At 55.1% G+C, this 12454-nt stretch carries 6 protein-coding genes, 2 tRNA genes and 3 rRNA genes; 7 read left to right on the top strand and 4 right to left on the bottom strand.

What is annotated here, in order from left to right; genetic code table 11:
• Nucleotides 1-135: 135 nt before the first annotated feature.
• The 4 genes from J3P81_RS21640 to J3P81_RS21625 form a co-directional block, all read right to left on the bottom strand.
• The gene (locus J3P81_RS21640; RefSeq protein ID WP_420766307.1) at nt 136-822 is read right to left on the bottom strand and encodes an SDR family oxidoreductase; all 687 of its coding nucleotides are present in this window, start codon (nt 820-822) and stop codon (nt 136-138) included.
• 423 nt (nt 823-1245) lie between these two features.
• Nucleotides 1246-1839, bottom strand: coding sequence for an IMPACT family protein (locus J3P81_RS21635; RefSeq protein ID WP_434560821.1), 594 nt, complete (start codon nt 1837-1839; stop codon nt 1246-1248).
• Between the two features lie 6 nt (nt 1840-1845).
• Complete coding sequence (locus J3P81_RS21630) at nt 1846-2508, bottom strand: TetR/AcrR family transcriptional regulator (protein WP_420766309.1); 663 nt, start codon at nt 2506-2508, stop codon at nt 1846-1848.
• 104 nt (nt 2509-2612) lie between these two features.
• A complete protein-coding gene (locus J3P81_RS21625) occupies nt 2613-3533 on the bottom strand; it encodes a LysR family transcriptional regulator (protein WP_434560819.1) in 921 nt (306 codons plus the stop codon).
• Nucleotides 3534-3655: 122 nt separating this feature from the next.
• Here J3P81_RS21625 and J3P81_RS21620 point away from each other — a divergent pair, with 122 nt between their 5' ends.
• The 7 genes from J3P81_RS21620 (at nt 3656) to rrf (ending at nt 12393) form a co-directional block, all read left to right on the top strand.
• A complete protein-coding gene (locus J3P81_RS21620; protein ID WP_434560817.1) occupies nt 3656-5005 on the top strand; it encodes an aspartate aminotransferase family protein in 1350 nt (449 codons plus the stop codon).
• Between the two features lie 62 nt (nt 5006-5067).
• On the top strand, nt 5068-6561 hold the full coding sequence (locus tag J3P81_RS21615) for a CoA-acylating methylmalonate-semialdehyde dehydrogenase (protein WP_434560815.1): 1494 nt from the start codon (nt 5068-5070) through the stop codon (nt 6559-6561).
• 635 nt (nt 6562-7196) lie between these two features.
• Nucleotides 7197-8735: ribosomal RNA gene (locus J3P81_RS21610) — 16S ribosomal RNA — on the top strand.
• 65 nt (nt 8736-8800) lie between these two features.
• Nucleotides 8801-8877: transfer RNA gene (locus J3P81_RS21605), tRNA-Ile, on the top strand.
• A gap of 27 nt (nt 8878-8904) precedes the next feature.
• Nucleotides 8905-8980 (top strand) — tRNA-Ala (locus J3P81_RS21600).
• A gap of 250 nt (nt 8981-9230) precedes the next feature.
• Nucleotides 9231-12122, top strand: a 23S ribosomal RNA gene (locus tag J3P81_RS21595).
• Nucleotides 12123-12277: 155 nt separating this feature from the next.
• Nucleotides 12278-12393, top strand: a 5S ribosomal RNA gene (rrf, locus tag J3P81_RS21590).
• Together the 16S, 23S and 5S rRNA genes with 2 tRNA genes alongside form the textbook arrangement of a ribosomal RNA operon.
• The last annotated feature ends 61 nt before the right edge of the window (nt 12394-12454 follow it).

Below are 12454 nucleotides of genomic sequence, written 5' to 3'. Positions count from 1 at the left end.
CTGAAAGTGGGTTCAGGTTAGCCAGCTCAGTGATACCCTGTCTGCTGATCCAGGGGCGCCATGGGAGGGCGCGGGTCGGAGTTTACTCAGGTTGTTCGGCACATATCCAGTACCCGGCGACGTAATGGGTGGCGTTTACCAGGGAATCGTCTCGCCCCTGTAATTGACGAAGTGATGCCCGCCCTTGCCGGTGAAGGCATTGACCTGGTCGATCAGCCCACGGGTACTGGTCGGGACGTCTATCTCGGCACCTTCACCGCCCATGTCGGTCTTCACCCAGCCCGGATGCAGGGACAGTACGGTCAGCGACTGCTCGCCCAATTGACTGACGAAACTGTTGGTCATTGAGTTGAGGGCGGCTTTGCTTGCCTTGTACAACGCCAGTTCCGGCGCGTCGGGCATGGTCACGCTGCCCAGTACGGAGCTCATGAAAGCCAGCACGCCGCTACGTTCGCGAATCTGCCCGACGAAGCGCTGGGCCAGATTGATCGGTGCCACTGCGTTGGTGAAGAACAATTGGCCCACCTCCGCCAGCGTTGCGCCGCCAGGGTTCTGATTGGCCGGGCCCTTTACGCCGGCGTTGACGAACAGCAGGTCGAAGATTTCGCCCTTGAGTTGCTGGCTCAAGGCGATGACGGCTTGCTGGTCGTCCATGTCGAGCCTTTCGATTCGCACCGGACCCAGCGCTTTCAAGGCGTCCGCGTGCTGCGGGTTGCGCACGGTAGCAGTGACGTTCCAGCCGTCGCTGAGCAACGTCTTTACCAAACCCAGGCCCAAGCCCCTGGAAGCACCGATGATCAATGCATTTTTCGCCGAATTCATGAAGGCATCCTTGAAAGAAAAGGCCATGGATTTAATGGACAACGTTGCCCGAGCCGTTGTTTCAACTCGTGACGCAACGCGTCGGGTTTGTATCACCGTATCGATTGATTAAAAATTGATCAAGCGGCTGCGGTCCATGCCGTTACTGAGGCTGCTGGACCCATGAACGGGTTATCCACAGCTTGTTCCACAGTAATTGTGCGCAAGCTCCAAGGTCGGGAATAAGCCCCGTGCGGCTTTCTTCTAAAGGTGATAAAGCGCCGCAAGTGTTTGTTTTGCTGACGGATCTCTGAAGTCTGGATGCCCCTGTACGAAAAATGTACAAATCCCCGAAAGCCGCATGACAGAAGGGTTACAGCGTGGTACGCCCAGGTTATCCACAAGCGGGTGCACAGCGCGTGTGGGCAAATCCGCGTTTTGCCGTCACACGGCGGTCTCACGCTCCAGGCGTATGTGCCCGCGACTCAGGTCGGCCAGCCGTGCCTGCAGCGTTTCAATGTGTTCTTCGCCCACCGCCAATTGAAGCTCTACACCATCGGCGGTGAAATGCTCGGCGTTCACCAAACCCCCGCATTCGGTTGTGCGCAGTTTCACCAGAGCCAGTTCCGCGAACCCGCAAACGCAGCGCAGCCCCACGCGGCTGATCAATTCAATCTTCTCGGCGTTTTGCAGGCATTTGTTTGCACCGCCGCCGTACGCCCGCGCCAACCCACCGGTCCCCAGCTGGATTCCGCCGTACCAGCGGATCACGAGCACCACCACCTGATCGCAGGCTTGGGCCTGGATGGCTGCCAGGATCGGACGTCCGGCGGTACCGCCTGGTTCGCCATCGTCGCTGCTGCGGTACTGGTTGCCGAATTTCCAGGCCCAACAATTGTGCGTGGCGGCCACGTCGCTGTGCTGTTCGATAAAGGCCTGGGCCTCGGCAGGGCTGTTGATGGCGGCGGCAAGGGTAATGAAACGGCTTTTGCGGATTTCTTCACGGTACTCACAAAAGCCGGCGAGGGTATAAGGCATGTAGTCCTAGGATCTGTATGAGAGGTCAGGTGTCAGGCCGCAGCCTTTTAGAATGATACGGATCAAGTTGTCGCCAGCGTCGATCATGTCTTGCTTGGTCAGCTTGCTGCGACCGGTCACGCGGCAGATCTGGGTAGCAAAGTCGGCATAATGCTGGGTGCTGCCCCATAGCAGGAAGATGAGATGCACCGGATCGACCGGGTCCATTTTTCCTGCATCGATCCAAGCCTGGAAAACAGCCGCTCGGCCCTTGAACCAGGCCTGATAGTCCTGGTTGAAATATTCGCTCAGGCACTCGCCGCCACTGATCACTTCCATGGCGAAGATCCGCGATGCCTGAGGTTGGCGCCGCGAGAACTCCATCTTGGCGCGGATGTAGCGGGTCAATGCCTGCGCCGGATCGTCTTCGGCCGTCAGGGAATTGAACGTGCTGTCCCATAACTCGATGATGTTGCTCAATACCGCCACGTAGAGCCCGAGCTTATTGGTGAAATAGTAGTGCAGGTTGGCCTTGGGCAATCCAGCCTTCAAGGCAATCGTATTCATGCTGGTGCCCTTGAAACCGTGACGGGCGAACTCATCCTCGGCGGCCCTGAGGATGGTCTCTTCGTTCTGTTGACGAATGCGGCCGGTAGGCTTGCCGCCATGGGCGGGAACTTCAAAAGTCATGGACGTTTCCGGGCTGGGTCTGTGGGTGCGGGCAAATGCGTTCATAGCGCACCGGCGCGGATCAGACAAGTGCTGCGGCTATAAAAGCGGCACGTTGAAGAAATTCAGCGTGTTGCAGCGAGATTTTCGAGGAAACTTTCCAGCACCAAATGAGGGCGACGTCCCTTGCGCGTGACTGATGCCAGGCTCAGGTCGTAGAAACGCGCGAAGGGTTTGAGCGCGCGTAGGCGACCTTGTTGTACCCAGAGATTGGCGTAGTGATCTGGTAGATAACCGATATAACGACCCGTGAGAATCAGAAACGCCATGCCTTCGCGGTCCGATGCGCTGGCCGTGCAGTTCAGTGCCTGGTAATGGGCCTGGATGTCGGCCGGCAAGCGAAAGGTTGGCGCGATGGCGTCCTGGGTATTGAGGCGAGCGTCTTCGAGTTGCTGGTCGTCCACGTAAAACAGTGGATGACCGACCGCGCAATACAGCAGCGAGCGTTCGCTGTAGAGCGGTTGGTATTCAAGACCCGAAAGGGCGCTGGCCTGGGGGACCACGCCGACGTGAAGGCGACCGTCGAGTACGCCTTGCTCGACTTCGTTGGGTGCGATCATGCGAATCTGGATTTGCACGTCTGGCCCGCGTTCTTTCAACTGGGCCAAGGCGTGGGTGATACGCATATGCGGCAGGGTGACAAGGTTGTCCGTCAGGCCAATGATCAATTCGCCGCGTAAATGTTGATGGAGGCCGTTGACCTCGGTACGGAAACTTTCCAGCGCACTTAATAGTTGCAGCGCCGATTGATAGACCTCGCGGCCTTCTTCAGTCAGGGAAAAGCCCGCGCGGCCACGCTGGCACAAGCGCAGCCCTAGGCGTTGTTCAAGATCATTCATCTGCTGGCTGATAGCCGAGCGGCCGATCCCGAGGACCGTTTCGGCGGCAGAAAAACCACCGCATTCCACCACGCTGCGGAAAATGCGCAGCAAGCGGATATCGAAGTCGCTGACCTGGGCCAGCGGATCGGAACGACGCATGCTCATAGTTTAGTAATCCGCTGACTGAAGGTTAGAAAAGCTGGGTTTCACCGACTTTATCGCCGTGGCAACGTAGTCGCAAGAACGCTCCTGATTTCATACCGTTTATGTCTTGCGAGGTTTTGTCGATGAACATGCCCGAACACGCTGTCGGTTCCCTGGCCAGCCAGCTCAAGCTGGACGCTCATTGGATGCCTTATACGGCCAATCGCAATTTCCAACGCGACCCTCGCCTGATCGTCGCCGCCGAAGGTAGCTGGCTGACCGATGACAAGGGACGCAAGGTCTACGATTCGCTGTCGGGATTGTGGACATGCGGCGCCGGGCACACCCGCAAGGAGATCCAGGAAGCGGTCGCCAAGCAACTGGGCACGCTCGATTACTCGCCGGGATTCCAGTACGGACATCCGCTGTCGTTCCAATTGGCGGAAAAGATCACCAACCTGACCCCGGGCAACCTCAACCATGTGTTCTTCACCGACTCAGGTTCCGAGTGCGCCGATACCGCAGTGAAGATGGTTCGCGCTTATTGGCGCCTCAAGGGGCAGGCCACCAAGACCAAGATGATCGGTCGTGCCCGCGGTTATCACGGTGTGAATATTGCCGGCACCAGCCTGGGCGGGGTCAGCGGCAACCGCAAATTGTTCGGCCAAGCCATGATAGATGTTGATCATTTGCCCCATACCTTGCTGGCCAGTAACGCCTATTCCCGCGGCATGCCCAAGGAGGGCGGGATCGCCTTGGCCGATGAGCTGTTGAAGTTGATCGAGCTGCACGACGCTTCCAATATCGCCGCTGTGTTTGTCGAGCCAATGGCTGGGTCCGCCGGTGTGCTGGTGCCGCCAGAGGGATACCTGAAGCGTCTGCGGGAAATCTGCGACCAGCACAACATCTTGCTGGTGTTCGACGAAGTGATCACCGGGTTCGGTCGTACCGGCGCGATGTTTGGTGCCGACAGCTTTGGCGTGACGCCGGACGTGATGTGCATCGCCAAGCAAGTCACCAACGGTGCAATTCCGATGGGGGCGGTCATTGCCAGCAGCGAAATCTACCAGACGTTCATGAGCCAGCCGACGCCTGAATATGCCGTGGAATTTCCCCATGGCTATACGTACTCGGCGCACCCAGTGGCGTGCGCGGCGGGACTGGCGGCGTTGGACCTGCTGCAAAAAGAGAATCTGGTGCAGGGTGTGGCCGAGGTGGCGCCGCATTTCGAGACCGCATTGCATGGCTTGAAAGGCTCGAAAAACGTTATCGATATTCGCAACTTTGGCTTGGCCGGGGCGATCCAGATCGCCCCCCGTGACGGTGACGCTATCGTGCGTCCTTTCGAGGCGGGAATGGCACTGTGGAAGGCTGGGTTCTATGTGCGCTTTGGCGGCGATACCTTGCAGTTCGGGCCGACGTTCAACAGCAAGCCGCAGGACCTGGATCGCCTGTTCGACGCAGTTGGTGAAGTGCTGAACAAGATCGACTGATTTCTTCTATATAGAGTGACGCTCGTTAATGGGCGTCTGGTGATCAATTTCCTGGAGTCCCCATGAGCCTCATCCCGCATTTGATCAATGGCGAACTGTTGAGCGATAACGCCCGTACAGCCGATGTGTTCAACCCGTCCACCGGCCAGGCAATCCATCAAGTACCGCTGGCGGATCGCGCAACTGTCCAGCAGGCGATCGATGGCGCCAAGGCCGCTTTCCCGGCCTGGCGCAACACGCCGGCGGCGAAGCGCGCCCAAGTAATGTTCCGTTTCAAGCAATTGCTGGAGCAGAACGAGTCGCGCATCGCCCAGTTGATCAGCGAAGAACACGGCAAGACCCTGGAAGACGCGGCGGGGGAACTCAAGCGGGGTATCGAAAACGTTGAGTTTGCCTGTGCGGCGCCGGAAATCCTGAAGGGCGAATACAGTCGCAATGTAGGGCCGAATATTGATGCTTGGTCAGATTTCCAGCCTTTAGGTGTCGTGGCGGGTATCACGCCGTTCAATTTCCCGGCAATGGTGCCGTTGTGGATGTACCCGCTGGCTATCGTCTGTGGGAATTGTTTCATTCTCAAGCCGTCGGAGCGCGATCCGAGTTCGACACTGCTGATCGCCCAGCTTTTGCTAGAAGCCGGTTTGCCCAAGGGTGTATTGAGCGTAGTCCATGGCGACAAGGCGGCGGTGGATGCTTTGATCGAGGCGCCGGAGGTGAAAGCGCTGAGTTTTGTCGGGTCGACACCGATCGCTGAATACATCTATGCCGAAGGTACTCGTCGAGGTAAGCGCGTCCAGGCGCTGGGTGGTGCGAAGAACCATGCGGTGCTGATGCCGGATGCAGATCTGGACAACGCAGTCAGCGCCTTGATGGGTGCGGCGTACGGTTCGTGCGGTGAGCGCTGCATGGCAATTTCGGTGGCGGTATGTGTCGGCGATCAAGTAGCTGATGCCCTGGTGGCCAAGTTGGTGCCGCAGGTCAAGGCACTGAAGATCGGTGCGGGGACTTCTTGCGGACTGGACATGGGGCCGCTTGTTACCGGGCAGCACCGCGACAAGGTCAGTGGGTATATAGAGGAGGGCGTGTCGGCGGGGGCATCATTGATTGTCGATGGTCGTGGCTTGAGCGTTGCGGGGCACGAGGAAGGCTTTTTCCTGGGCGGTTGCCTGTTTGATCGCGTGACGTCTGAGATGCGCATCTACAAGGAAGAAATCTTCGGGCCGGTGCTGTGTATCGTCCGGGTCAACAGCTTGGAAGAGGCGATGCAACTGATCAACGATCACGAATATGGCAACGGCACCTGCATCTTTACCCGTGACGGCGAAGCGGCGCGGTTGTTTTGCGATGAGATTGAAGTTGGCATGGTTGGCGTCAATGTTCCATTGCCAGTGCCTGTCGCCTATCACAGCTTCGGTGGCTGGAAGCGTTCACTTTTTGGTGACTTGCATGCCTATGGTCCGGACGGGGTGCGTTTTTATACCCGTCGCAAGGCCATTACCCAACGCTGGCCGCAGCGTGCCAGCCATGAGGCTTCGCAGTTTGCATTTCCCAGTTTGTAACCTGTAAGTGAAGAGGCCGGCGCCCCTGGGCGTCGGCCTCTGTATTTCCGGGGTTTCTGACTGATATGACAGAATTATGAAAATAAAGGGTTGACGGCAAATTCTGGATGTCTATAATTCGCCCCACTTCCGGCGCAGTCGAAACGGAAAACTCCTTGAGTTTCAATGAGTTAACCAAGTTTCGGTAAGTGCTTCGCTTCAGTTCATCGAGGCGCGGAAGGAGTGGGTAGGCCGGTTTGTTGGGCGCTATCGACGGTTCGATCTTCTCGGTCGAAAGCGGTAAAAAAGAGGTGTTGACAGCAGCGAGTAACGCTGTAGAATTCGCCTCCCGCTAACGAGAGATCGGAAGCGCAAGTGGTTGAAGTTGTTAAGGATTTCCAAGCGAAACTTTGAAAACTTCTTAAAATAACCGCTTGACAGATACACGGGGCGCTGTAGAATGCGCGCCTCGGTTGAGACGAAAGGCTCAACCCACCGCTCTTTAACAACTGAATCAAGCAATTCGTGTGGGTGCTTGTGGAGTCAGACTGCTAGTCAACAGATTATCAGCATCACAAGTTACTCCGCGAGAAATCAAAGATGTAACCAACGATTGCTGAGCCAAGTTTAGGGTTTCTCAAAACCCAAAGATGTTTGAACTGAAGAGTTTGATCATGGCTCAGATTGAACGCTGGCGGCAGGCCTAACACATGCAAGTCGAGCGGCAGCACGGGTACTTGTACCTGGTGGCGAGCGGCGGACGGGTGAGTAATGCCTAGGAATCTGCCTGGTAGTGGGGGATAACGCTCGGAAACGGACGCTAATACCGCATACGTCCTACGGGAGAAAGCAGGGGACCTTCGGGCCTTGCGCTATCAGATGAGCCTAGGTCGGATTAGCTAGTTGGTGAGGTAATGGCTCACCAAGGCGACGATCCGTAACTGGTCTGAGAGGATGATCAGTCACACTGGAACTGAGACACGGTCCAGACTCCTACGGGAGGCAGCAGTGGGGAATATTGGACAATGGGCGAAAGCCTGATCCAGCCATGCCGCGTGTGTGAAGAAGGTCTTCGGATTGTAAAGCACTTTAAGTTGGGAGGAAGGGCATTAACCTAATACGTTAGTGTTTTGACGTTACCGACAGAATAAGCACCGGCTAACTCTGTGCCAGCAGCCGCGGTAATACAGAGGGTGCAAGCGTTAATCGGAATTACTGGGCGTAAAGCGCGCGTAGGTGGTTCGTTAAGTTGGATGTGAAATCCCCGGGCTCAACCTGGGAACTGCATTCAAAACTGTCGAGCTAGAGTATGGTAGAGGGTGGTGGAATTTCCTGTGTAGCGGTGAAATGCGTAGATATAGGAAGGAACACCAGTGGCGAAGGCGACCACCTGGACTGATACTGACACTGAGGTGCGAAAGCGTGGGGAGCAAACAGGATTAGATACCCTGGTAGTCCACGCCGTAAACGATGTCAACTAGCCGTTGGGAGCCTTGAGCTCTTAGTGGCGCAGCTAACGCATTAAGTTGACCGCCTGGGGAGTACGGCCGCAAGGTTAAAACTCAAATGAATTGACGGGGGCCCGCACAAGCGGTGGAGCATGTGGTTTAATTCGAAGCAACGCGAAGAACCTTACCAGGCCTTGACATCCAATGAACTTTCCAGAGATGGATTGGTGCCTTCGGGAGCATTGAGACAGGTGCTGCATGGCTGTCGTCAGCTCGTGTCGTGAGATGTTGGGTTAAGTCCCGTAACGAGCGCAACCCTTGTCCTTAGTTACCAGCACGTTATGGTGGGCACTCTAAGGAGACTGCCGGTGACAAACCGGAGGAAGGTGGGGATGACGTCAAGTCATCATGGCCCTTACGGCCTGGGCTACACACGTGCTACAATGGTCGGTACAGAGGGTTGCCAAGCCGCGAGGTGGAGCTAATCCCACAAAACCGATCGTAGTCCGGATCGCAGTCTGCAACTCGACTGCGTGAAGTCGGAATCGCTAGTAATCGCGAATCAGAATGTCGCGGTGAATACGTTCCCGGGCCTTGTACACACCGCCCGTCACACCATGGGAGTGGGTTGCACCAGAAGTAGCTAGTCTAACCTTCGGGGGGACGGTTACCACGGTGTGATTCATGACTGGGGTGAAGTCGTAACAAGGTAGCCGTAGGGGAACCTGCGGCTGGATCACCTCCTTAATCGACGACAGCAGCGGCTCCATGAGCTCCCACACGAATTGCTTGATTCATTGAAGAAGACGATTGGGTCTGTAGCTCAGTTGGTTAGAGCGCACCCCTGATAAGGGTGAGGTCGGCAGTTCGAATCTGCCCAGACCCACCAATTTCATGGTGTACCCTGTAGCGATACGGGGCCATAGCTCAGCTGGGAGAGCGCCTGCCTTGCACGCAGGAGGTCAGCGGTTCGATCCCGCTTGGCTCCACCATTACAGATTGGTTCCAACGTTTAAAGCTTAGAAATGAGCATTCCATCCGCGGGATGATGAATGTTGATTTCTAGTCTTTTGATTAGATCGTTCTTTAAAAATTTGGGTATGTGATAGAAAGATAGACTGAACGTTACTTTCACTGGTAACGGATCAGGCTAAGGTAAAATTTGTGAGTGGCTCTTAGAGCCAGATCGAATTTTCGGCGAATGTCGTCTTCACAGTATAACCAGATTGCTTGGGGTTATATGGTCAAGTGAAGAAGCGCATACGGTGGATGCCTTGGCAGTCAGAGGCGATGAAAGACGTGGTAGCCTGCGAAAAGCTTCGGGGAGTCGGCAAACAGACTGTGATCCGGAGATGTCTGAATGGGGGAACCCAGCCATCATAAGATGGTTATCTTGTACTGAATACATAGGTGCAAGAAGCGAACCAGGGGAACTGAAACATCTAAGTACCCTGAGGAAAAGAAATCAACCGAGATTCCCTTAGTAGTGGCGAGCGAACGGGGACTAGCCCTTAAGCTTCTTTGATTTTAGCGGAACGCTCTGGAAAGTGCGGCCATAGTGGGTGATAGCCCTGTACGCGAAAGGATCTTAGAAGTGAAATCGAGTAGGACGGAGCACGAGAAACTTTGTCTGAATATGGGGGGACCATCCTCCAAGGCTAAATACTACTGACTGACCGATAGTGAACTAGTACCGTGAGGGAAAGGCGAAAAGAACCCCGGAGAGGGGAGTGAAATAGATCCTGAAACCGTATGCGTACAAGCAGTGGGAGCCCACTTTGTTGGGTGACTGCGTACCTTTTGTATAATGGGTCAGCGACTTATTTTCAGTGGCGAGCTTAACCGAATAGGGGAGGCGTAGCGAAAGCGAGTCTTAATAGGGCGTCTAGTCGCTGGGAATAGACCCGAAACCGGGCGATCTATCCATGGGCAGGTTGAAGGTTAGGTAACACTGACTGGAGGACCGAACCGACTACCGTTGAAAAGTTAGCGGATGACCTGTGGATCGGAGTGAAAGGCTAATCAAGCTCGGAGATAGCTGGTTCTCCTCGAAAGCTATTTAGGTAGCGCCTCATGTATCACTGTAGGGGGTAGAGCACTGTTTCGGCTAGGGGGTCATCCCGACTTACCAAACCGATGCAAACTCCGAATACCTACAAGTGCCGAGCATGGGAGACACACGGCGGGTGCTAACGTCCGTCGTGAAAAGGGAAACAACCCAGACCGTCAGCTAAGGTCCCAAAGTTATGGTTAAGTGGGAAACGATGTGGGAAGGCTTAGACAGCTAGGAGGTTGGCTTAGAAGCAGCCACCCTTTAAAGAAAGCGTAATAGCTCACTAGTCGAGTCGGCCTGCGCGGAAGATGTAACGGGGCTCAAACCATACACCGAAGCTACGGGTATCACGTAAGTGATGCGGTAGAGGAGCGTTCTGTAAGCCTGTGAAGGTGAGTTGAGAAGCTTGCTGGAGGTATCAGAAGTGCGAATGCTGACATGAGTAACGACAATGGGTGTGAAAAACACCCACGCCGAAAGACCAAGGTTTCCTGCGCAACGTTAATCGACGCAGGGTTAGTCGGTCCCTAAGGCGAGGCTGAAAAGCGTAGTCGATGGAAAACAGGTTAATATTCCTGTACTTCTGGTTATTGCGATGGAGGGACGGAGAAGGCTAGGCCAGCTTGGCGTTGGTTGTCCAAGTTTAAGGTGGTAGGCTGAGATCTTAGGTAAATCCGGGATCTTAAGGCCGAGAGCTGATGACGAGTTGCCCTTTGGGTGACGAAGTGGTTGATGCCATGCTTCCAAGAAAAGCTTCTAAGCTTCAGGTAACCAGGAACCGTACCCCAAACCGACACAGGTGGTTGGGTAGAGAATACCAAGGCGCTTGAGAGAACTCGGGTGAAGGAACTAGGCAAAATGGCACCGTAACTTCGGGAGAAGGTGCGCCGGTGAGGGTGAAGCACTTGCTGCGTAAGCCCACGCCGGTCGAAGATACCAGGCCGCTGCGACTGTTTATTAAAAACACAGCACTCTGCAAACACGAAAGTGGACGTATAGGGTGTGACGCCTGCCCGGTGCCGGAAGGTTAATTGATGGGGTTAGCTAACGCGAAGCTCTTGATCGAAGCCCCGGTAAACGGCGGCCGTAACTATAACGGTCCTAAGGTAGCGAAATTCCTTGTCGGGTAAGTTCCGACCTGCACGAATGGCGTAACGATGGCGGCGCTGTCTCCACCCGAGACTCAGTGAAATTGAAATCGCTGTGAAGATGCAGTGTATCCGCGGCTAGACGGAAAGACCCCGTGAACCTTTACTATAGCTTTGCACTGGACTTTGAATTTGCTTGTGTAGGATAGGTGGGAGGCTTTGAAGCGTGGACGCCAGTCTGCGTGGAGCCATCCTTGAAATACCACCCTGGCAACTTTGAGGTTCTAACTCAGGTCCGTTATCCGGATCGAGGACAGTGTATGGTGGGTAGTTTGACTGGGGCGGTCTCCTCCTAAAGAGTAACGGAGGAGTACGAAGGTGCGCTCAGACCGGTCGGAAATCGGTCGTAGAGTATAAAGGCAAAAGCGCGCTTGACTGCGAGACAGACACGTCGAGCAGGTACGAAAGTAGGTCTTAGTGATCCGGTGGTTCTGTATGGAAGGGCCATCGCTCAACGGATAAAAGGTACTCCGGGGATAACAGGCTGATACCGCCCAAGAGTTCATATCGACGGCGGTGTTTGGCACCTCGATGTCGGCTCATCACATCCTGGGGCTGAAGCCGGTCCCAAGGGTATGGCTGTTCGCCATTTAAAGTGGTACGCGAGCTGGGTTTAGAACGTCGTGAGACAGTTCGGTCCCTATCTGCCGTGGACGTTTGAGATTTGAGAGGGGCTGCTCCTAGTACGAGAGGACCGGAGTGGACGAACCTCTGGTGTTCCGGTTGTCACGCCAGTGGCATTGCCGGGTAGCTATGTTCGGAAAAGATAACCGCTGAAAGCATCTAAGCGGGAAACTTGCCTCAAGATGAGATCTCACTGGAGCCTTGAGCTCCCTGAAGGGCCGTCGAAGACTACGACGTTGATAGGCAGGGTGTGTAAGCGCTGTGAGGCGTTGAGCTAACCTGTACTAATTGCCCGTGAGGCTTGACCATATAACACCCAAGCAATTTGTAGACTCGAAAGAGGCCAGATTGCGGTGTTGTGAAGACGAAACGAACCGAAAGTTCGAGATACTCACAAAACAACACGCTATCACATACCCATTCGCTGGAACGTGACCGCAAGGCACGCGCTGGCTACCGAATTTCTTGACGACCATAGAGCATTGGAACCACCTGATCCCATCCCGAACTCAGAAGTGAAACGATGCATCGCCGATGGTAGTGTGGGGTTTCCCCATGTGAGAGTAGGTCATCGTCAAGATTAAATTCCGAAACCCCTATCTGCTGATGCAGGTAGGGGTTTTGTTTTGCCCGCAGGAAAG

The organism is Pseudomonas sp. R1-6 (genome assembly GCF_051132115.1).
Lineage (GTDB): Bacteria > Pseudomonadota > Gammaproteobacteria > Pseudomonadales > Pseudomonadaceae > Aquipseudomonas.
This window is presented reverse-complemented; position numbering and strand designations above follow the sequence as displayed.

Coding starts and splice junctions, on each gene's coding strand:
- J3P81_RS21625 (WP_434560819.1), bottom strand. CDS start 3,533: ATGAGCATGCGTCGTTCCGATCCGCTGGCCCAGGTCAGCGACTTCGAT.
- J3P81_RS21615 (WP_434560815.1), top strand. CDS start 5,068: ATGAGCCTCATCCCGCATTTGATCAATGGCGAACTGTTGAGCGATAAC.
- J3P81_RS21620 (WP_434560817.1), top strand. CDS start 3,656: ATGAACATGCCCGAACACGCTGTCGGTTCCCTGGCCAGCCAGCTCAAG.
- J3P81_RS21635 (WP_434560821.1), bottom strand. CDS start 1,839: ATGCCTTATACCCTCGCCGGCTTTTGTGAGTACCGTGAAGAAATCCGC.
- J3P81_RS21640 (WP_420766307.1), bottom strand. CDS start 822: ATGAATTCGGCGAAAAATGCATTGATCATCGGTGCTTCCAGGGGCTTG.
- J3P81_RS21630 (WP_420766309.1), bottom strand. CDS start 2,508: ATGACTTTTGAAGTTCCCGCCCATGGCGGCAAGCCTACCGGCCGCATT.